General features: G+C 33.6%; 24 protein-coding genes. 9 read left to right on the forward strand and 15 right to left on the reverse strand.

What is annotated here, in order from left to right; genetic code table 11:
* Positions 1 to 81: 81 nt before the first annotated feature.
* Positions 82 to 261 (reverse strand): hypothetical protein, encoded by a 180-nt coding sequence (locus BK137_RS16405; protein WP_038189333.1) that lies wholly within the window; start codon positions 259 to 261, stop codon positions 82 to 84.
* A gap of 176 nt (positions 262 to 437) precedes the next feature.
* The gene (locus BK137_RS16410) at positions 438 to 1,199 is read right to left on the reverse strand and encodes a glycosyltransferase (protein WP_038189335.1); all 762 of its coding nucleotides are present in this window, start codon (positions 1,197 to 1,199) and stop codon (positions 438 to 440) included.
* A gap of 243 nt (positions 1,200 to 1,442) precedes the next feature.
* On the opposite strand from BK137_RS16410, the gene BK137_RS16415 reads away from it, so the two are divergent.
* Entirely contained in the window at positions 1,443 to 1,811 is a 369-nt protein-coding gene (locus BK137_RS16415) for a VOC family protein (RefSeq protein ID WP_038189338.1), read from the forward strand.
* A 154-nt stretch (positions 1,812 to 1,965) separates the two neighbouring features.
* On the opposite strand, the gene BK137_RS16420 is transcribed toward BK137_RS16415, so the two are convergent.
* The 3 genes from BK137_RS16420 to BK137_RS16430 form a co-directional block, all read right to left on the reverse strand.
* A complete protein-coding gene (locus BK137_RS16420; RefSeq protein WP_038189341.1) occupies positions 1,966 to 2,385 on the reverse strand; it encodes a DUF5391 family protein in 420 nt (139 codons plus the stop codon).
* Between the two features lie 37 nt (positions 2,386 to 2,422).
* Entirely contained in the window at positions 2,423 to 2,884 is a 462-nt protein-coding gene (locus BK137_RS16425) for a GNAT family N-acetyltransferase (RefSeq protein ID WP_038189675.1), read from the reverse strand.
* 540 nt (positions 2,885 to 3,424) lie between these two features.
* A complete protein-coding gene (locus BK137_RS16430; RefSeq protein WP_038189344.1) occupies positions 3,425 to 4,039 on the reverse strand; it encodes a TetR/AcrR family transcriptional regulator in 615 nt (204 codons plus the stop codon).
* A gap of 182 nt (positions 4,040 to 4,221) precedes the next feature.
* Here BK137_RS16430 and kynU point away from each other — a divergent pair, with 182 nt between their 5' ends.
* The 3 genes from kynU (at position 4,222) to kynB (ending at position 7,086) form a co-directional block, all read left to right on the forward strand.
* On the forward strand, positions 4,222 to 5,499 hold the full coding sequence (kynU, locus tag BK137_RS16435) for a kynureninase (protein WP_038189347.1): 1,278 nt from the start codon (positions 4,222 to 4,224) through the stop codon (positions 5,497 to 5,499).
* Between the two features lie 30 nt (positions 5,500 to 5,529).
* Positions 5,530 to 6,384: a tryptophan 2,3-dioxygenase gene (gene kynA / locus BK137_RS16440; RefSeq protein ID WP_038189349.1), complete on the forward strand. Its 855-nt coding sequence runs from the start codon at positions 5,530 to 5,532 to the stop codon at positions 6,382 to 6,384.
* A 75-nt stretch (positions 6,385 to 6,459) separates the two neighbouring features.
* Positions 6,460 to 7,086 carry an arylformamidase gene (kynB, locus tag BK137_RS16445; protein ID WP_038189352.1) on the forward strand — a complete coding sequence of 209 codons (627 nt, stop codon included), beginning with the start codon at positions 6,460 to 6,462 and terminating at the stop codon, positions 7,084 to 7,086.
* Positions 7,087 to 7,313: 227 nt separating this feature from the next.
* On the opposite strand, the gene BK137_RS16450 is transcribed toward kynB, so the two are convergent.
* From BK137_RS16450 to BK137_RS16460, 3 genes are all read right to left on the reverse strand, one after another.
* On the reverse strand, positions 7,314 to 7,685 hold the full coding sequence (locus BK137_RS16450) for a VOC family protein (protein ID WP_038189355.1): 372 nt from the start codon (positions 7,683 to 7,685) through the stop codon (positions 7,314 to 7,316).
* A 315-nt stretch (positions 7,686 to 8,000) separates the two neighbouring features.
* On the reverse strand, positions 8,001 to 8,201 hold the full coding sequence (locus BK137_RS16455; protein ID WP_038189357.1) for a cold-shock protein: 201 nt from the start codon (positions 8,199 to 8,201) through the stop codon (positions 8,001 to 8,003).
* Positions 8,202 to 8,413: 212 nt separating this feature from the next.
* The gene (locus BK137_RS16460; protein ID WP_038189359.1) at positions 8,414 to 8,707 is read right to left on the reverse strand and encodes a DUF1033 family protein; all 294 of its coding nucleotides are present in this window, start codon (positions 8,705 to 8,707) and stop codon (positions 8,414 to 8,416) included.
* 125 nt (positions 8,708 to 8,832) lie between these two features.
* Between BK137_RS16460 and BK137_RS16465 the strand changes: the two genes are divergently transcribed.
* The 4 genes from BK137_RS16465 (at position 8,833) to BK137_RS16480 (ending at position 12,843) form a co-directional block, all read left to right on the forward strand.
* A complete protein-coding gene (locus BK137_RS16465; RefSeq protein WP_038189364.1) occupies positions 8,833 to 10,560 on the forward strand; it encodes a globin-coupled sensor protein in 1,728 nt (575 codons plus the stop codon).
* Between the two features lie 71 nt (positions 10,561 to 10,631).
* On the forward strand, positions 10,632 to 10,787 hold the full coding sequence (locus BK137_RS22700; protein ID WP_235175768.1) for an acylphosphatase: 156 nt from the start codon (positions 10,632 to 10,634) through the stop codon (positions 10,785 to 10,787).
* 210 nt (positions 10,788 to 10,997) lie between these two features.
* Positions 10,998 to 11,654 carry a 5-bromo-4-chloroindolyl phosphate hydrolysis family protein gene (locus tag BK137_RS16475; protein ID WP_038189367.1) on the forward strand — a complete coding sequence of 219 codons (657 nt, stop codon included), beginning with the start codon at positions 10,998 to 11,000 and terminating at the stop codon, positions 11,652 to 11,654.
* The gene (locus tag BK137_RS16480; protein WP_038189370.1) at positions 11,644 to 12,843 is read left to right on the forward strand and encodes a toxic anion resistance protein; all 1,200 of its coding nucleotides are present in this window, start codon (positions 11,644 to 11,646) and stop codon (positions 12,841 to 12,843) included. Before BK137_RS16475 ends, BK137_RS16480 begins: the two co-directional genes overlap by 11 nt.
* Before the next feature lie 78 nt (positions 12,844 to 12,921).
* On the opposite strand, the gene BK137_RS16485 is transcribed toward BK137_RS16480, so the two are convergent.
* The 7 genes from BK137_RS16485 to BK137_RS16515 form a co-directional block, all read right to left on the reverse strand.
* Entirely contained in the window at positions 12,922 to 14,106 is a 1,185-nt protein-coding gene (locus BK137_RS16485; RefSeq protein WP_038189373.1) for an ABC transporter permease, read from the reverse strand.
* 71 nt (positions 14,107 to 14,177) lie between these two features.
* Positions 14,178 to 14,642, reverse strand: a complete 465-nt coding sequence (locus BK137_RS16490; protein ID WP_038189376.1) for a 2-thiouracil desulfurase family protein — start codon at positions 14,640 to 14,642, stop codon at positions 14,178 to 14,180.
* A gap of 136 nt (positions 14,643 to 14,778) precedes the next feature.
* Positions 14,779 to 15,372 (reverse strand): GNAT family N-acetyltransferase, encoded by a 594-nt coding sequence (locus BK137_RS16495; protein WP_038189379.1) that lies wholly within the window; start codon positions 15,370 to 15,372, stop codon positions 14,779 to 14,781.
* Between the two features lie 308 nt (positions 15,373 to 15,680).
* A complete protein-coding gene (locus BK137_RS16500; RefSeq protein ID WP_038189383.1) occupies positions 15,681 to 16,166 on the reverse strand; it encodes an HIT family protein in 486 nt (161 codons plus the stop codon).
* 405 nt (positions 16,167 to 16,571) lie between these two features.
* Positions 16,572 to 17,099 carry a DUF2812 domain-containing protein gene (locus BK137_RS16505; protein ID WP_076035113.1) on the reverse strand — a complete coding sequence of 176 codons (528 nt, stop codon included), beginning with the start codon at positions 17,097 to 17,099 and terminating at the stop codon, positions 16,572 to 16,574.
* A gap of 2 nt (positions 17,100 to 17,101) precedes the next feature.
* Positions 17,102 to 17,416 (reverse strand): PadR family transcriptional regulator, encoded by a 315-nt coding sequence (locus BK137_RS16510; protein WP_038189386.1) that lies wholly within the window; start codon positions 17,414 to 17,416, stop codon positions 17,102 to 17,104.
* Positions 17,417 to 17,588: 172 nt separating this feature from the next.
* Positions 17,589 to 19,013 carry an aminotransferase-like domain-containing protein gene (locus BK137_RS16515; protein WP_038189389.1) on the reverse strand — a complete coding sequence of 475 codons (1,425 nt, stop codon included), beginning with the start codon at positions 19,011 to 19,013 and terminating at the stop codon, positions 17,589 to 17,591.
* A 109-nt stretch (positions 19,014 to 19,122) separates the two neighbouring features.
* Here BK137_RS16515 and BK137_RS16520 point away from each other — a divergent pair, with 109 nt between their 5' ends.
* Positions 19,123 to 19,725 (forward strand): LysE/ArgO family amino acid transporter, encoded by a 603-nt coding sequence (locus tag BK137_RS16520; RefSeq protein WP_038189392.1) that lies wholly within the window; start codon positions 19,123 to 19,125, stop codon positions 19,723 to 19,725.
* Positions 19,726 to 19,942 lie beyond the last annotated feature (217 nt).

The raw sequence follows: 19,942 nt of genomic DNA on the forward strand, positions 1-19,942 counted from the left end.
TTTTGCTAATTCTTAAGAGATGGTCATTTTCTAAAGTAACTCAAAATAAAAAGCCACACCTAGTAGATGTGGCTTAAATTACTACTCTTCTATACCAACAATTTCAGAGATATGTGCAATCGCTACCGTTGTAAAATCATCCAAATCAAGGTATGCATAACTTTCTACTGTTTCACTTAAATAATTTTCATAGAACTCGTCGGGAGATTCATCAACAACGTATGTATTCCCATTTCCCATAATGACCAGTGATTTCTTCATATCTCTTCCTCCTCGTAACATATTATTAATATCATATGCTAGTAATAGAGAGGTTCATGCCACATTTGATAAGTATTATTTAAAGTTTTAAGATACCCATACAAACTACTCGATTTTCATATCAATATATATTTTATGGATGAGGATACTCTACATTTGTTTCCAGTCCATTTTAGTTATCTTACTTGGTTCTCATAATATGTTCTATCCGCATATTTTTGATCAGTACCATTTAAATAAGCTAAAATCACTCTTGGATTTTTCAATAATCCCCAATCCCCGTAAGCATCAAATCTTCTACATGAAGTAATCATTCCATTTTTTATCGTTCCATACTTTTTATTATTTTTCTTTCCCCATTCTTTTAATCGTTTTGCAAAATCTGCGTCTTCAGCCATTAACATATTTTCATTAAATCCGTTGATTGCGTTAAAGTCTTTTCTATAACACCAAAAAATCCCCACTGATATTAACCCGTACTTAAAAAGTAAGGGAATAATTAATAACAATGCAGAGACGATGATTCCTAAAGACATCCTTTCAAACTGCCCGTTCACGCCACCTCCAATGTATTTTCCTGATGCTAAATAATTGTCTACATTCGACAGCATTCCCTCTGTCATCTGTGTATCGGCGTCAATGGTGATGATTATTTCACCTTGTGCTATTGCAACACCTGCATTTCGGATTATAGATAAGTTTTTATCTTTATTTTCTAATGTAATACAATTATAAGACTTTGCAACTTCCTCCGTTTTGTCTGTACATCGATTTAATACGACAATGATTTCGATTTGATCTGCATATGCTTGTGATGCCTTTTTTATTGATTCTAAACATTTCCCTATGTACTTTTCTTCATTATGTGCAGGGATTATTACGGAGAACTTTATTTTCTCTTTATGTTCCTCTTTCGATTTTTGATTTGCACTCGTCATATGCCAACTCCTTTTTGTGTTTGCCACTGACTACCCTCTTCAATAATGTATATGCTTTAAATTATGGAAGTATCGCTTTCAAATATAATTAATACAATAAATTTCCAACTTCAATCTACTCAACGGTGAATATTCCAAAAAGCGACATAAGTAATTATTATAAATATTCATAATTTTAATCACATTTTCTTATCAAATGATTTGAGATAAAATGGAAGTATAACAATTCAAGGAGGTTTTACAATGTCATTTGTATTTAAATCGATTGCTCATATTCAACTAGCTGCTCCTAAAGGTTCAGAAGACAAAGCGAAAAGATTTTTTAGTGATATTCTAGGATTTCGAGAAATTGCAAAACCAGAACTGTTAAAAAAAAGAGGTGGTGTTTGGTTTGAATTCGCTCACTATCAAATTCATATTGGAATTGAAGAACCATTTACTCCCGCCAAAAAGGCACATCCAGCTTTTGAGATAGAAAATATTGAAGCTTTAAAATCCCATTTATCCAAAAACGATATTAAATTCATTAATGATGACGATTTGCCAGGAGCCAATAGAATTTATATAAACGATCCTTTTGGTAATCGAATTGAAATTTTAGAGTGGCTTTGACATCCTTTACAATTATATTATTTCGTATATACTAGCAATCTAAAAATTAAAGAGTATGTTTTGAAACAAATTCTTCAAAACATACTCTTTATCTATATTATTAAAAAATTTGTAATTGATTTGTTCTGCCTCTGTTAAGCTAAACTACCAGTTCCTAGTCATTGGATACAACTAACCGAATGTTTGAAGGTCGAAAAGCTACAAAAAACCAGCTAATATTGACTATTATTGCAGCTAAACAGATCGCAACGACGACTAAAACTTCAGGGACGATATTTTGAACAATGCCTAAGACAAACACTGTTCCTATTGTAGCCGTAAATATTAGAATGCCGAAGCCACAAAATATTGCCATAACGAATTTCATCGCATTTATTCCTGCTAAAAATAGGATTACAGGTAATAGATAGCAGAACAATATCATCAACATGCCTAACCACATACCTACCGAGCCAAATTTATTGGTATTCGGGCCCAAATCAGAGATAGGTGTAAGTGAACTAGCGATTATTAAAGAACAAAAGAGGATTGCCGATATAAGCGTCATTACAATAACGCCTTTTTTATTCACCATCAGTATTTCTAACCACCTTATTTTTTATAGATTATATCTATTTAATAGGTAGATACATAACATCCTCATCATCATATACTTCTCCTGTAATCAGAAAACCGAATTGTTCATATAAATGGCGTGCATTTATATTTTCTTTATGGACTGTTAAACGTATCTCCTTACAAATATCAAATCGATTTACTATCCACTGAACCATCTCATTTAATGCCGCTTTACCAAACCCTCGACGTTGATATTTGTTATCCACTATAAAACCGTTTATCCAATACATATCTGTCGTATTTTCTTCATAAGCATGCATTATAAAGCCAACCATTTGCTCATTGTCATAAATGGCGAATGGTATGTATTCAACAGAATCTCCATCTGGTTTGATATATACTTTTGCAAGAGAGACTGCAACTGAAGGCACAAAATTCGTCTGTCCATTTTTAACACTTAACCTCATTGCTTCTTCCCAATTTTCTCTCGTTACGGGTTTTAATTGTACTTTTATATAAATCACCTCTATATCAATTAAATTATTAGTCATTTGCATTTCCACTACTTCATATATCCATAATACACAAATTAAGTAACAATAATCCATTTCAATTTAATAAACGACCTCTGTTTAATTACACAGTTGACATTCAACTTTTTTCAAACATTCGTTCTAAAATTGTTGTAAGAATATAAGTTTAGGTGCAGTTAGATTGGAGATAGTTGAAATTTTCAATAAAATTAATAGATTATCTGTTGTAGACAAAGAACGTCTATTATCACGTTTTAATTATTTCTTATTTCCACTTCAAGATACTCGACTTGTTTTTCAAGAAGTGATCTGGAAAAGTGAAATAATGGTATTTGAAAGGAACAATTATTAACACCCTCCTGTTTATTAAAAGTATATGTTTTATCCTTTATTTAGTATGATTCTTCTCTATATAGATTATCTGAAAAGTAGCAGGATTACTTGAATAAATAAAGCTAAATCTACTGATTGTATAAAACTTGAAGATTTTTTGAACTACCAATTATGGCATTATTAATATATTCACAAATACAAACCTTCGAAGTAAACCGAAGTGATGGTTTGAGCAATTTCTTCGATAGAACTTTGATGTTCGTTACGGACAATTTCCCAAAGATACATTTCATTTGTAAAAAACCATCCTTTTGCTACAAGCTCATGGTTTAGTTCAGCTCTTGCCAGTCCATTTTGCTGTGCATAGGCGACGTCCTTTGATATTCGCTGAATGAACTTCATCCGAATTACTTTCCATTTATCTGATATAACAGTTGAAATTCCAATAGCCTGTTCAAAAACTTGCATCATATTACGTTCAGCCTCTGCCATTTTCAAAAAAGCATTTGCTTGTTTGTTTATAATAAGCTGTGCTTCATCTTTTGATTTTGGAAAGAAAGAGGTTTCGGCAATATCATAAAACTGCTCCATGATATTCTCCATTAATACAATTAAAAGATCCTCTTTTCCTTTAAAATGAACATATGCAGTTCCATAACCGATATTTGCCTTTTTTATCATTTGAGAAATAACCGCAGCTTGAAAACCTTCTTCAAGGAAAATTTCCTTTGCAACTTCTAATAACTTTTGACGTGTCATAATTGAGCGTAAATGTCGTTTATCCCCTACTTTACCATTATCCATTCCTATTCCTCCCCTTATCTACAAGCATAAAGGAAATCCCCCAAAATAAAAAACATTTATTGGAAAAAATATTAGAATAATTTAATATTAATAATTTTCTGAATTAACTTATTGACATTGTGTCATATTCTTTGGTACGATTCTTCTGGAATATTCAGGCAAACCAATTTAGGAGGATCATTATGGTTTCAAAATACACTTTGGATTACGCAAAACGACTGGATGAGAAAGATATCCTTAAAAGTTTTCGGGAAGAGTTTTATTTAAAGCCAGATACTATCTATATGGATGGAAACTCATTGGGACTTCTTTCGAAAAGAGCTGAGCGAACTCTTTTGGAATCCTTAGAGGATTGGAAAAAATACGGGATTGACGGATGGACTCAAGGGAATCACCCATGGTTTTACATGGCAGAGAAATTGTCCAAGAAGATTGCACAATTAGTTGGTGCATCTCACGAGGAAGTTATTGTAACCGGGTCTACATCTGTAAATCTGCATCAACTTGTAGCTACTTTTTATAAGCCGGAAGGAATACGCACAAAAATTTTAGCAGATGAACTAACTTTTCCGACTGATATTTATGCTCTTCAAAGTCAACTGTCTATACATGGATACGACCCGCAAACCAACCTCATTCGTGTGAAAAGTCGCGATGGCCGATTTCTTGATGAGGATGACATTATCGAAGCAATGACCGATGACATCGCTCTGATCATCTTGCCTACAGTACTGTATCGAAGTGGTCAAATATTGGATATGAAACGTTTAACTGAGGAAGCACATAAACGAGGTATCATGATCGGATTTGACGGATGTCATTCTATTGGTGCAATTCCGCATTTATTCAGTGAATGGGGTGTTGACTTTGCGTATTGGTGTAATTATAAACACTTAAATGGTGGTCCTGGCGCAGTTGGGGGCTTATACGTAAATCGAAAACATTTTGGAACGATGCCTGGATTGGCTGGATGGTTCGGTTCCAGAAAAGATAAACAATTCGATATGGAGCATACATTAACACCAGCTGAATCTGCGGGTGCATATCAAATCGGAACACCTCATGTTTTAAGTTGTGCACCCTTGATTGGGTCTTTAGATATTTTTATAGAAGCAGGAATCGAGAATATTCGAGAAAAATCTCTAAAAATCAATCAATATTTAATAGATTTAGTGGAATTTGAGTTGGAAAATATGGGATTTTTCATTGGAACTCCTAGAGAAGACATACGTCGCGGAGGTCATGTGAGCCTTGAGCATAAAGAAGCTGCACGCATTTGTAAGGCATTGAAAGAAAACGGTGTCATTCCGGATTTCCGAGCACCTAACATCATTCGCCTTGCTCCAGTTGCCCTATATACTTCCTACGCAGAAGTTTGGAAAGTGGTACAAATACTTAAGAATATCATGTTAGAAAAAAAATATGAAAAATTCAAGAATGAACGAGAAGTGGTTGCATAACGTGAAATCCAAAAGTGAGGGGATTGCAGAATGAAGAATAAGGATAACAATGAACATATAATAACTGGGCTAGAGAAAGAAATTCAAACCGATTTTCAAAAATCGATGTCTTACGGAGATTATCTCCACCTTGATAAGATTTTATCTAGTCAGCATAGACTTTCTGACCATCATGATGAAATGCTTTTCATCATTATCCATCAAGCGAGTGAGTTATGGATGAAGCTCATTTTACATGAGTTGGCAGCTGCTACTGAGTGTATACGCCAAAATAAGCTGGAACCCTCGTTTAAAATGTTGTCGCGCGTATCGAGGATTCAACAGCAATTGATTCAGTCATGGAGTGTCCTTTCAACTTTGACGCCTTCTGAATACATGGAATTTAGGGATAAACTAGGACAATCTTCTGGATTCCAATCTTATCAAAATCGTTTGATTGAATTTGCATTAGGAAACAAAAATATCCATATGCTATCAGTCTATCAACATCAGACAGATTTATCTGAGCAAATGATGCAGGCCCTTCATGAGCCAAGTATTTATGACGCCGCGATTCATGCCCTGGTGGCGCGTGGATTACCTATTGATCAAGAAGCAATTGACAGGGATTTTTCACAAAAATATGAACCAAATGCCAGTGTGGAGGCCGCATGGTTGACAGTTTACCGCGATGTTGAGCAATATTGGGACTTATATGAGTTGGCCGAGAAGTTAGTGGACATTGGTAATCAACAGCAATTATGGCGTTTTAATCATGTAAGTACAGTGGAAAGAATTATTGGTCATAAACAAGGAACTGGTGGATCATCAGGTGTTACGTATTTAAAAAGAGTACTTGATCAACAATTTTTCCCAGAACTTTGGAGTCTAAGAACAAAGTTATAAGAAGAAATAAAGTAGGTTTTACTTTTAAAAGAACGGCAAAGAAAATAATAGCCAAAAGAGATGGAGGTAAGATGCATGGGTATATGGATAGATATTTCACAACGTCTTGATGAAAACGTTGCAGTATGGCCAGGGGATACACCATTCTCATACAAAGTCAATTGGAGTAAAGTAGAGAGTGGATCTGTCAATGTAGGTCAAATCAATATGAGTTTACACACTGGTACTCATATTGATGCACCTTTTCATTTTGATAACGATGGAAAAAGAGTAATTGATCTGGATCTCGATTTATATATAGGGAATGCAACAGTCATCCATTTACCAAACAGAACTAGCATTGGCGTCAATGAATTATCCAATCTAAATCTACAAGGCGTGACGCGATTGTTAATCCGCACAGATGCATGGAAGGATCGAAGTGAGTTTCCACAAACCATTCCTCATATCCAACCAGAATTAGCGGCATATCTTTCAGAACTCGGTGTTCGTCTTATTGGTCTTGATTTGCCTTCTGTAGATCCACTTGATAGTAAAGAATTGTCTGCTCATCATGAACTTGCCAGTCATAGAATTCACATTTTAGAGGGGCTTGTATTAGACGATATTGGACCAGGTAATTATAAGTTGGCAGCCCTCCCACTTCCATTGGTTGAAGCAGATGGAAGTCCTGTACGTGCTGTATTGAAAAAGTTACTTTAAAAGAAATATAAAAATTTATACATCAATAAAAAAACACATATTAGCCATCACTAATATGTGTTTTTCTTTTTTATGGATTATTAGAAGGTGAGATTTATCGCTCCCATTAACAATATTTCAGATGATATGATAAAATTGCGAATCCAGAATACTCGTTTAGTCATCGACAAGATTCCACCAATTTGGTTGTACAAAACACTATTGTTTAAATGGCGTTTAGTTAAGAATTATTTTGGTTCAATAATAGCAAAGTAATTCTCTTCTACATCCGCAAAGTTAAACACTTTCCCATGAGGTAATTCAACAATTGCTCCGACTTTTACGCCTTTTCCCTGTAAAGTTTGATAGTCTTTTTCAAGATCATTTGAATAAAGCAAAATAGATGGTGTACCTAAATGTAATTCCGGACTCATCTTAGCTATAAATTCTTTATCATGCAAAACAAAGCTAGTCTCACTGTCTTCAGTAGGTGCAAGCTCTACCGATAATGGTTCGGTGCTTTTTTGTCGAACTACAAAGTTTAATTTATCCTCCCAAAAAGTTGACACTGCCTCAACATCGTTTACATATAGCATTACTTGTCCAATTTTATTAATCATAACGCCACCTCCTATTTGATTAAAATAGTATAACATTTTGATTACGGTTATATAAAGACTATCACTTCCCTATAACCCAGAAATCACGATTACTTCTTTTTTAATATCATTTATTTAATTATTCTGAACGTATTTGGATTCTTAGAAATCTTCTTCCAAAAATAATTTGTAATAATGTATTATTTCACTCATTTAAACTTATACTAGCAACAGAAGCTTTTCTGATACATATTTTTCAAAGAACACTTACCATATACATAAAAAAAGAACAAAAAAAGGAATATCCCGAAAGATATTCCTTTTTATTAGCTAATATTAAAGTTTAGTAACGTTAGCTGCTTGTGGTCCGCGGTTACCTTCAACTACTTCAAACTCAACTTTTTGACCTTCGTCAAGAGTTTTGAAGCCATCACCTTGGATAGCGCTGAAGTGTACGAATACGTCGTTTTCGCCTTCAACTTCGATAAAACCGAAGCCTTTTTCTGAGTTAAACCATTTTACTGTACCTTGTTTCATGTGAGAAAACCTCCAAAAAAATAAATGTAGACAATATGCAATTAATGACCGAAATCAAAAATTCACATATTACATAAAGTACCGAACTACTGCCGATCACTTTATGTAATATGTGAATGCGAGTTGCGGTTAATCAATTTCAATTGTTAAGATAATTATACGTACAGCTGGAAGTTTTGTCAACGAATGTTCATGATTTTTGGTAAATATTCTTATATTTTAGGTTGATTTTTCTCATCTAACCAAATAATACCGTGATAAGTTTGGATATCTTCATCACAAGCTTCACAAAACCCAATTTCATCATCAGACCAAAATGCCCAGAATCGTTCTTTTTTACTAGAGTCGTGATCATACTTTTCTTTAAAATTTTGTAATGTCTCAACCAAATATTGTTCGGCTTCTTCTTTTATTTCAAATGCATTTTCTTCAACAATATGTTCTTCCCAACCTTCAAATTGCCACCACGGCTCATAATCCGCTTTCATATAAATTATTTTATACATATTTTTCAAATCCTTTTATTTGTATTTTGAATATTCTATCGAAATCTTTTTTGTGCCTTTATTCCCTACTGTTAATGTGCTAAAATTACTATAAAAATACAATATTTTAACACAGGGGGATACGGATGTTTGCTACTATTAGACCCAAATTAGAAATGGCTCAACTACTCCAAAGAGGAACTGATATCAATACCATTGGGAGATTTAAAGATACACTAGCATTTAATAATTTCCATAAAAGAGATGAAGAAAACTTAAAAGAGCTGTATTCAAAATTATTGGAATGTACACCTTCTATGCGTGATATTTTCACAAAATACTTAGAAGAAATTGCACCTGAAAAGCATAATCCAATTTCTGATCAATATATAGAAAAATACTTAAATGCATTCTTTTTACTTCCAAGAGATGAAAAGTACGTAGATGAAACAGTACGTTTCTTCTACTTATTCAGACACCATAAATTTGAACCAGGTAAAACTATTGTTATCTTCAATCAATTTGCTTTTTATGTGACTACACACATATTGTATAACTTTGGGTACAAACCTGCCAAAGCATTCGACTTGATGCGTTCATTTCAAGGTGCTGTGAATATCGATCAAGAACTATTATTTGAGGTAGCGACAGAAAGAATGATTGAACACGCAGTTAGTGAAGTTTCAGCTTTGATGGATACGAACTCACAAATTATGTATATGAAAGACCTTGTATATAGTTTGGATCGTCAAAACGAAGAAATTCAATCATCCACTGCTGCAACAGAGCAGATTACTGCCTCCATTAGTGAAGTAGCTAAAACATCCGCCCGTATTTCTGAAAAAACAGCTGACTCCGTTGAATATGCAACAAATAGTAAAAACACAATTGACTTAGCATTAAATGAAATCTTCAAAACAGAAGAAACCTTCACATCGATTGTAGAATCATTCAGTGAATTACAAAAACGAGTCAATGATATCGAGAATGTAGTAACTTTAATAAAAGAGATTGCTGATCAAACAAACCTACTTGCGCTAAATGCTTCTATAGAAGCTGCACGTGCAGGTGAACACGGAAAGGGCTTTGCTGTTGTTGCTCAAGAAGTTCGTAAGCTCGCTGAAAACACTGTATCAGCATTAGGAGAAGTCTCTTCAAACGTACAACATCTAAAAAGCTATTCAAGTAATGTAGCAACATCAATTTCTCAAACAACTACTATTATAAAAGAGGCAACAAATGAGGCAAAAGATTCCCTACCACTTCTTTCCTCAATCGTAGAAGCGATCGAAGAGATCAATGTGGATGTAACCAATACAGCAGCAATATCAGAACAACAAGCTGCAGCAATAGATGAAGTCTCTCATCGTATGGTACAAATTTCTGATTTGCAAGATGATATTCGCGAATTAGGACAAGCTACATCAGCTGGTATCCATCAACTAGGTGCTGAGATTAATCATTTCCGATTAAGCATTGTTGAAAATAATAACGTCCAACTTTCAAGTAATGCTCTATTACAATTATCAAAAGCAGATCATATTCTATGGAAATGGCGCGTCTATAATATGTTCTTAGGGCTAGAGAAAATTGAAGAAAGTGAAGTATCTTCACATAGAGATTGCAGACTAGGGAAATGGTATTCATCTGAAAAAGCACGCGATAGATTCGGTAAAGAAAAAGCCTATATCGAGTTAGACGCATATCATCAAAAAGTTCATGAAGCTGCAAAACGAGCAGCTGTTTCCTATAATGCAGGTAAAATCTCCGATGCTGAATTAGCACTAAAAGAGGTTGAAAGTTCATCTCAGCAAGTACTCCATTTTATTAATGAACTCATTGAAAAATTGGAAAAAGAGCGCTTCATAATATAATATAAATATAGGTAAGCCGATAATATAGAAAATTCCGGCTTACCACTTCTGAATTTATTCGGGACAACAGTATGAAAAAGCGAGCGCATTTCGTATTTACTGGCAAAGTTCAAAATAACGGATATCGATTTTTCATTAAACAAAAATCTATTGAAATCGACTTGAAGGGTACATGCTATTTAAATGAACGTAAACAAATTGAAGTTGATGTATACGACATAATATAACAAATCGAACAATTTCTACCGTATGTACAACGTGGTGTTAATCCACAATCGGAAAATAATAGTTTTCGTGTTGAATTACATAATGATTTAAAAGGGTATACTTCTATGGAGTCGGATATAGTTTAAACCGACTCTTTTTTGTACGATAAAGTGAAACTTTCTTGTATCTATTTCGTACATAATATTAGGGTGTTTAAGGAGGAATTTAAAATGCTCAATTTCCGACACTTTCTAGCAAGATATGCAATCACAATCCCTTTTACTTTCTTCATGTGGTTTGTATTTCTATTTGGTTTTAAACTGAATTTTCTTGAATGTTCTGGCTTAGGTTTAATCACTTATTTTACAACAGCCTATATTGTGAAAAAAGTTCAAGTAAGAAAGCAATTGAAACTGGTAGGCATAACTCGCTCAGAATATCGTCACATTAAAGAACAAATGATGCTTGCAGAAGCACAAATTAAAAACTTAAATCGACACTACACAAAGGTTCGCTCTATCTCGGCCTTTAAACAACTATTTGAAATGAATCGATTAGCAAAACGGATTTTCCAAATCGTACGGACAAACCCAAAGAAATTTTACCAAGCTGAAGATTTCTTTTATGCACATCTAGAATCAGCTGCTGAATTAACTGAGAAATATGCCCTACTCTCAACGCAACCGATTAAAGACATAGATGTTCATATAGCTCTTCAACAAACGCGCGATACATTAGAAGACTTAAATCATACAATGCAAGAAGATCTACGAGCAGTCTTAGCATCTGATATAGAAGAGTTAAAAATGGAACTTGATTTTGCACAGATCTCAACGCAAAAAAACAAGCCTTTGCTAGCTCGAAAGGAGAATTTATATGACGAATAATCCATCTTCACCCGAACCAATTAAATCAATGGACGACCTACTTAGTAATCCGTTTGATATGCAACCAGAACTAGCGAAAGCACCATCTGTATCTCCTACTCCGGACATGCCCGTCAAACAAATTGACCGATTATCGGATGAGGATAAAAAGAAAGCGGAACAACTTGCTTCGCAAATTCCAGTTGGTAACTATGAATCCATTTTAACTTACGGTGCTAATGCTCAAAACGAACTTTCACGCTTTTCTCATCAAATGCTTGACCATGTACAACGTAAAGATATTGGTCCAGTGGGTGATGTCTTAAAAGATTTAATGGATAAGCTATCTGAAATCGATCCTGAAGAACTTTCTCAAGATAAAAAGTCAGGTCTTCGCAAACTTTTCGGTAAAATAGCACGTCCAATCCAAGAAATGATGACAAAATATCAAAAACTTAGCACACAAATTGACCGCATAGGCATTCAATTGGAACATTCTAAACGCGGTTTAGTAGAAGATGTGCAAATGCTTGATAAACTATATGAGCAAAACAAAACGTATTTCGAAGCATTGAATGTTTATATCGCTGCAGCTGAACTAAAACGCGACGAAATCACAGCCAAATTATTACCAGAATTACGTCAAAAAGCAGAATTTGCTAACGACCAAATGCTTGTACAAGAAGTAAATGATTTAGCTCAATTCGTGGATCGTCTTGAAAAACGTATTTACGACTTACAACTATCTCGTCAAATTACAATTCAATCTGCGCCACAAATCCGAATGATCCAACAAACGAACCAAACGTTAGCAGAGAAAATTCAAGCTTCAATTATGACGGCTATCCCTTTATGGAAAAACCAAATTGCTATCGCTCTTACTTTAAACAATCAACGAAGAGCCGTAGAAGCACAAAAACAAGTTACTAAAACAACGAACGACTTGTTACTTAAAAACTCTGAAATGCTAAAAGTAAATACCATTGAAACTGCAAAAGAAAACGAACGCGGTCTCATCGAAATCGATACTTTGAAAAAAACACAAGAAAACCTTCTTCAAACAATCGAAGAAACTCTTCAAATCCAAGCAGATGGACGTCAAAAACGAAAAGCTGCTGAAATTGAAATTGCTCGTATGGAAGGCGAATTAAAACAACGTCTACTAGCTATTCATACACAACAACAAAATAATAATCGTCCGAATTATTAATTACAAAAAGAGATCAATTCAGTTAACTGAATTGATCTCTTTTTTATGATTATTTTTCCGACCAATAATATCGCTGTGTTACTTCGTTCCAGTAAAGCGAATTGTCATTTCCCCTATGATAAGTATTAGTATGAAACTAATAAATGAAACTGTTTGTACAAAGCTACTTAACAAAACAATACTACTTTGTAATAGCATCAATGTACGTAATAGCTTATTCACGGCTATTTGTTGATTAGTTACTGGAATCGGATAAAAGGCATTCATTCGAACACCCCTCGGAGAAATGAACATATGTTTAATTTGGTATGTCGTTGCAAATGACAAGGCACTTACAATCACCCATACAACAAAAGGTACGTTTACAAAAGCTACTATAAAAGCTGAAATAATCGTTAACCTCAACCATAAATAGATAGACTCATCTGTTCTCATAAATGTACGAACTATTAAATAAAGAGAAGTATTCTTTTGATCGTAATGTATAAGTTTAGTCGCAAAATCTAGCCATGCTCTTCGACTAATATTTTCTTTTAAAAAAGGTACATCTGTAAAATAACTCACAAATCGATAAAATCGAGCCATTCGAGCACTTTCGATCTTCGAAAAATAGTCATACGGAATAGGTTCTAATATAGCTTTCTTTCTATCCTGTTTCTCATATGCTAATAATATGACAATAATAACAAAGAAGAGAATGATTTCACCCTCGATAGCAAGTTTCAATACAATAATTGAAATGCACAACCGAAGTAAACGATTAAAAAAGTGATATCTCCCCTGCTGCTTCCGATGATTTGAAAACTCAATTTGAACATTTAAATATTTTAAGATTAGTATCGTACAAAATCCCAATGAGATTTTCCATAGAGATGGACTTTCCACACTTAATAAAAGTGGAATTGCAGCAATATATATGACTAATACACCGAAAATTTGCGACCAGTATGTCCATATCAGTGCTTTTTTAAAATAGCTACCCATTCCGGACTCTAACTGTAAAAAATAGACCTGGTCAGGTTCACGAATTAATGTTGTCGGACTACTAAATGACAACAATATCCCACAAACAGTGGATACTAGCAACTCAGAAGGGAAATCATGCGGAACCACCTGTAACCATTTCATATAATAAGCAACAGCAAAGCTTCCGGCAATAATTATAGCTATATAACTTGTAGCAAAGACAAACCGTAGGTATTTAAAAAGTTCTTTCAAATATTGTCGGAATCTTTTAGCCCATATTTCTTCTAGATTCTTCATTATATTCTCCTACATATTAAATGACTTTTTAATTTACGTTAGCCTGGAATTCTTTAACATAGTTATCTTTGTTATACCTCAACCTTAACTTCGGAAAACTGTTCTTCTGAGATTACTTGTAATCCATTTCTTTTGAGTAAAGCAGTTGTCACACCATTTCCGACAATTTTTTCATTTTCAAATTGTCCATTATAAATCATTGTACTACCACATGATGGGCTATATTCTTTGAGGACAATTATAGTTGCATTTAGCTCCTGTACCTTTTTAAGTGTAGCAAAAGCACCTTTTATGTATAATTCCGTAACATCTCTACCTGACTGTTCAATTACTTTAGCCTTCCCGTCCAGTACATCTTCCCCATTACCTCCTATTATTTCCGCAGGTTCTCTTGGTGTTGAGAAACCACCTAACAGTTCAGGACAAACAGTTACAGCCTTTTTTTCTTCTATTAGTTTATGAATTTTATGATTTAAACTATGTGTACCGTTATATCTTACCTTTAATCCTGCCAAACATGAACTTACGACTATCATCGTTATCACCTCTATATTATATAATCTCAAGAAAAAAACACCTCTGAAAAAGAATCTTAATTACTTAGAGATGTTTATGTATATTAAGATTTTCTCGCTTTAATAAACCCCTATTAATAAAATATATAATTCAATTTTAGTCATACTCACTAAAGAATTTCTTTTTCGTATCAAACCATTCATCTGCAATAATACTAAAATATACATCATCTCTTTGCTTTCCATACTGATCTATATAATTGCTTCGAAAAATTCCTTCTTGTTTAGCACCTAGCTTTAAAATTGCGTTTTGTGATTTTTTATTATCAATATCTGCACTAAATTGAACTCGGTTAAATTTCATTTGTTCAAACACATATCGTAACAATTCATATTTACAAGCTTTATTGTGTCCTGTTCCTTGGAACTTTGTACCATACCAAGTCCATCCAATTTCCAAACGTTTGTTATGAAAATTTATATTTCCTAACCTTGTACTACCTATTACACTTTCACTTTCTTTATCAATAATAATAAATGGATATGCTTTCCCTTCTAGCTTTTCTAATAAGGTTGTATCTATATATTCTTCTAATTCATGTTCTGTGCGAATAGAGAAACCCATATATCTCCATATATGCTCATCGAAAACTATTTTCTTTAGTGGTTCTTTATATTTTAATGAAAAAGGGACAACCAATACTCTCGCATTTTCTAACATAATATCAGCTTGAAAAAAGTCATTCATCATCAATACACATCCCATTATTTATTTAATAGCCTTAGCACCTCTATATGGATAATAAGTTGAATTTTGATATTCTCGATATGCATTTACAATATACACCATTAAGAAGGTTGTCAATAACAAATACCCATTCAATTAATCCTACTACAAGATGTAATCAGTATGTATCTAGATCTAACGTATTTGATGATTTTAGAGCACACTTTTTCTCCCTCCCGTTTTGGATACAACAGGGGTATTGAGATAATCTCAACCCGTTATTATTATTACCGTTGCATTTATGCACATATCTAAATAATTCCAATAAGATACTACTTATTTAATTCTTCTCTTAATGCATCTATTCCTTCAATTACTCTATTTACATTTTCACCATTATTTAATTCGTTCCTTGCATGAAGCAAAACTGGCCTAACTGATTCGACGGAACGACCAAACTCGTTCATCCATTCGTAGCGAGGAACCATCCAAGTGTGAAAGTGATGGGTGGTATCTTCATTATAAAAGTAATAAACATGTTCTATGCCCAGTACCTCTCTTTGTGCTTTTCTAATCTTAGATAATAAGTTTATGTAATCAATCATTTCTTCTTCATTTAATTCATCCAAACATTTAATATGTCGTTTCGATGCTAAAATAACTAACCCCTTTATCGGATATGCAACGTCTTGATGCGCGTGAAAATACTCTGTTTCAACTATTACACCACCATCAATTTCAATTAGACCATTTGTTATTGCACAACTCAAGCATTCAACGGCAACTGTTTTTCCATTAGATAAAGTGATTTCCCTCATAATTCCTCCTAAAAACATAAATATATAAAGCTAATAATTAGTTTACAACAATAAAGGGAATTATATCCATTAATAGGGCTGTAAAAATACCGTATCCTTATCATTTAGATTAGGTAATAATTGCTTTAAGATTATACAAGTATTATTACTTTCACTATGTTAATTACATGTACTTTCATCACTTCTTCTAATAGACATTATTCTATTCTGAAATTCCTCACTAATAGAATAAACTTTATTCTAGCTGTTGAAAAAGGAGCCATATAGGCTCCTTTCTTAAGAAACTACTTAATATAGGAAATGGAGTTTTACCAATAACTATTTTATAAAATAAGTTAAATATAGACCAAACTTTCCATAGAAAATAGTCAAATTATCGAACTTCATTTCAACTTATCAATACATTTAACTCTTTTTTATCCACTTTCGATACTGTAGAACAACCAGCATCCCTAGCATCGGCATCAATAATACATATGAACCTATAAATAGCCATGTACCTATTTGCTGAAACGGACTATTTGTAAATGTCATGATCACCCAAAATAACATAGCAATAAGTGCAACAAAAATGGTGGAAATATTAACTGGTCTAGCTAATCGTGCAATTTTATCAATATTCGATTCTACATCAGTGTAAATTGGTTTTGTTTTAGGTGTAGCTTTGAAAATATGCATTTCATAACTTGAACATACATGTGTCCAACCGGCTGTAGAAAATAATTCAAAATATTCCTCCTCTTCATCTTTTTCTAACTTACGATAATCAATACTATACTGTACATCCTCTGGGTCCTTTTTCTCTAAGTTGTAACCAAGTGTTGCAAAACTACTTAAATGCCATCCTTTTTGTGCATTCTTCTGTAACTTTTGCATATCCTTTTGCTCGGAAAATGCTAATCCCCCAGACATCATATATTTCATATTCGTCATACTTAGCCCCCCTTTGTAAGTTCATTTTCCGCTAACGTAATCATTATTTTGCGGCGTTCAATATCTTCTTTTAAAACGGTTCTCCCTTTTTCCGTAAGTACATATACCTTACGGCGAGAATCTGATGCGTCATGTAGCACTATCAATTCTTCAGCTAATAACTTTTTAATAATCGTATATAAAGTAGCAGGTCCAATGACAAATGCGCCATTCGTTGTTTCCTCCACTAAGCTCATCACTGCATAGCCATGCTTTGGTTTTGCCAATGCTGTCATAATATAAAAAACTGGATCTGTTAATTGTTCAAGTGACTTCAACTTAGCACCTCCAAATGTATCACTTAATGATATATCTAAAAGTAATATATCATTAAGTGATACAAAAAAGCAACCTCAGGATGAGATTGCTTTTTAAATGTTGATTAATTCCAAAATACATTTTCGCTTCTTGAAGTAATAACTTTATCACATAAACACCAGTGTCAATTGGTTATTGTAATTTAATAATGGATAACAATATAGCCAGCCCCTCTTGTAATTCAGCCAATGAAGCATATGCATAAGACAAACGTATATGATGCATATCATTAGGATCATATATGTAACCAGGATTGATAAGAACCTTTTGCTTTATAAGTTTTAAAAACAATCCTTTATTAACTATAGGCTCATTAAATCGTAGCCAAATATAAAAGCCCCCTTTTGGCTTATCCCATGTTGCTACTTCTTTAAAATCTTTTGTTAATATCCTTTCAACAAATGAAGTACGCTGTTGTAATTGTTGACGCAGTTGTCCAAGATGTTGATCATATAATCCAGTCTCTATCCAATGTGCGACGATTTTTTGTGAAAAAGCACTAGATCCGTAGTCGGTTTGCATTTTAATATCAGCAAGTCGATTAATAACCGGTTCAGGCGCGACTACCCAGCCAATTCGGAGTCCTGGACTTAAAGTCTTTGATACACTACCCAAATATAAAACTTGTCCTGAGTGATCAAATGATTTTAGAGCCGGAACAGATTCCTCAAATAATAATTCTTGGTATACATTATCTTCAATGATTGGTATTTGTAACGTACTACAGATTTCCAATAATTGATGGCGTTCCTCCACTGACATTATTCGCCCAGTAGGATTATGTAATGTAGGTACAGTATAAAAAAGAGATTGTCTTTTTCCCTTTAAAGTTTTTAATGTTTCAGCTAAACGTTCATTGCTTTGTACTGACACCATCTGCATTCCAGCAGATTGAAAGGGATGAATAGAATTCAAATAAGAAGGATGCTCTTGAAAAATAATGGATTGCTGTTCAAGTAATCCTACTGAAATTAATTGAAGCGCTTGTAACGCACCCGAAACGATTAATATACTTTCAGGAGACGTATGAATACCTTGTTTACCCAAATAATCACTTAATACCATTCTCAGTTTTTTACTCCCTTTCGGTTCTGAATAACCTATATCTCGAGCATTAAGTGTCATGGATTGTAGTGATTCTTCTAGTAAATTGGTTGGCAATAATTCTGGAGACAGTTCTCCCGTACCTAACCGTATCATGGATACATCTTGCTCATATTCATTGATTAGTTGAATTGTATGGTAATTAGGCTTATGAATACTCATCTGAATATGCTTTTGCCAATTAGGCTGTGATTTGTTTAGTAGAACATTCCAGCTATTATTAGCCACAAAAGTTCCCCCGCCTCTTTTTGTTTCAAGTAATCCATCGGCCTTTAACTCATCTAATACTTGAATAATAGTACTACGGTTCACTTCCAACATTTCAGCTAACTTTCGTTGGGGTGGGAGATTCATCCCTATTGTCCATTCACCTTGTTGTATAAGAGAAGTCATCCAATCAACAATTTGACTATGAAGTGATAATTGTGAATGTCGTTTTGGTTTCCATTGCAAAAAGATCTTCTCCTTTTTTAAAAAATTGGTTGGGTTAAAAACCAACCAATTGGATGTTTTCTTTTAGTTGTAACATAGATAAAGTTGTAATGGAAGGGAGTTTTTTGATATGGAAGCTATATTACATGGATTTTTACTAGCATTTGGACTTATTTTACCTTTAGGTGTACAAAACGTTTTTATTTTCTCGCAAGGTGCTTCGCAACCAAATTTATTGAAGGCACTACCTGCGACTATTGCTGCTTCACTTTGTGATACTTTGCTTATTGTACTTGCGGTGTTTGGCTTATCTGCCATCGTATTGCAATTTGAATGGTTACGCTTGGGGTTAATGAGTGTTGGAATCATTTTTTTACTTTATATGGGGTATTCCATTTGGACTTCTAAACCGGCAACAGTTGAGACAGGAAAAAACTTAACGATGAAGAAACAAATCATCTTTGCATTATCGGTGTCACTATTAAATCCACATGCTATTTTAGATACGGTAGCTGTAATTGGGACAAGTGCATTACGATACACTGGCATGGAACAAGTTATTTTCACTGTTACTTGTATTGCCGTATCATGGTGTTGGTTTATCGGTATTACATTAGCAGGAGCAACGATGAAAAAAGTTGATAGCTCAGGAACACTAATGAATCTTTTCAATAAATGTTCAAGTATTTTTATATGGTGTACAGCAGTGTTCTTATTCAAAGGATTATTTTAAATTGATTGAACTACAAAATTTTTCAGAATTATTGATAAATTACTCTATCACCTATAAACTAGAAGAATACTAGAGTTGTTATAGTAACCCTATTTAAAAATAAGGAAGCTTTGTATATTGTTAATTCCGAAGAATATCTTATATAGTCGAAGTGCATTAAAGTAAGTTCCTTAAAAACACATAAATTCACAACTAATCATGTGAATTAATTTTTATT

This window comes from Viridibacillus arenosi (assembly GCF_001955655.1).
In the GTDB taxonomy this organism is placed as follows: Bacteria; Bacillota; Bacilli; order Bacillales_A; family Planococcaceae; genus Viridibacillus; species Viridibacillus arenosi.

Excerpts from the sequence above, each read along its gene's own strand:
- BK137_RS16490 (WP_038189376.1), bottom strand. The coding sequence starts at position 14,642 with ATGATAGTCGTAAGTTCATGTTTGGCAGGATTAAAGGTAAGATATAAC.
- BK137_RS16500 (WP_038189383.1), bottom strand. The coding sequence starts at position 16,166 with ATGAGGGAAATCACTTTATCTAATGGAAAAACAGTTGCCGTTGAATGC.
- BK137_RS16410 (WP_038189335.1), bottom strand. The coding sequence starts at position 1,199 with ATGACGAGTGCAAATCAAAAATCGAAAGAGGAACATAAAGAGAAAATA.
- BK137_RS16415 (WP_038189338.1), top strand. The coding sequence starts at position 1,443 with ATGTCATTTGTATTTAAATCGATTGCTCATATTCAACTAGCTGCTCCT.
- BK137_RS16460 (WP_038189359.1), bottom strand. The coding sequence starts at position 8,707 with ATGTATAAAATAATTTATATGAAAGCGGATTATGAGCCGTGGTGGCAA.
- kynA (WP_038189349.1), top strand. The coding sequence starts at position 5,530 with ATGAAGAATAAGGATAACAATGAACATATAATAACTGGGCTAGAGAAA.
- BK137_RS16450 (WP_038189355.1), bottom strand. The coding sequence starts at position 7,685 with ATGATTAATAAAATTGGACAAGTAATGCTATATGTAAACGATGTTGAG.
- BK137_RS16475 (WP_038189367.1), top strand. The coding sequence starts at position 10,998 with ATGCTCAATTTCCGACACTTTCTAGCAAGATATGCAATCACAATCCCT.
- BK137_RS16405 (WP_038189333.1), bottom strand. The coding sequence starts at position 261 with ATGAAGAAATCACTGGTCATTATGGGAAATGGGAATACATACGTTGTT.
- BK137_RS16465 (WP_038189364.1), top strand. The coding sequence starts at position 8,833 with ATGTTTGCTACTATTAGACCCAAATTAGAAATGGCTCAACTACTCCAA.
- BK137_RS22700 (WP_235175768.1), top strand. The coding sequence starts at position 10,632 with ATGAAAAAGCGAGCGCATTTCGTATTTACTGGCAAAGTTCAAAATAAC.
- kynB (WP_038189352.1), top strand. The coding sequence starts at position 6,460 with ATGGGTATATGGATAGATATTTCACAACGTCTTGATGAAAACGTTGCA.
- BK137_RS16480 (WP_038189370.1), top strand. The coding sequence starts at position 11,644 with ATGACGAATAATCCATCTTCACCCGAACCAATTAAATCAATGGACGAC.
- kynU (WP_038189347.1), top strand. The coding sequence starts at position 4,222 with ATGGTTTCAAAATACACTTTGGATTACGCAAAACGACTGGATGAGAAA.
- BK137_RS16485 (WP_038189373.1), bottom strand. The coding sequence starts at position 14,106 with ATGAAGAATCTAGAAGAAATATGGGCTAAAAGATTCCGACAATATTTG.
- BK137_RS16505 (WP_076035113.1), bottom strand. The coding sequence starts at position 17,099 with ATGACGAATATGAAATATATGATGTCTGGGGGATTAGCATTTTCCGAG.
- BK137_RS16430 (WP_038189344.1), bottom strand. The coding sequence starts at position 4,039 with ATGGATAATGGTAAAGTAGGGGATAAACGACATTTACGCTCAATTATG.
- BK137_RS16495 (WP_038189379.1), bottom strand. The coding sequence starts at position 15,372 with ATGATGAATGACTTTTTTCAAGCTGATATTATGTTAGAAAATGCGAGA.
- BK137_RS16520 (WP_038189392.1), top strand. The coding sequence starts at position 19,123 with ATGGAAGCTATATTACATGGATTTTTACTAGCATTTGGACTTATTTTA.
- BK137_RS16455 (WP_038189357.1), bottom strand. The coding sequence starts at position 8,201 with ATGAAACAAGGTACAGTAAAATGGTTTAACTCAGAAAAAGGCTTCGGT.
- BK137_RS16420 (WP_038189341.1), bottom strand. The coding sequence starts at position 2,385 with ATGGTGAATAAAAAAGGCGTTATTGTAATGACGCTTATATCGGCAATC.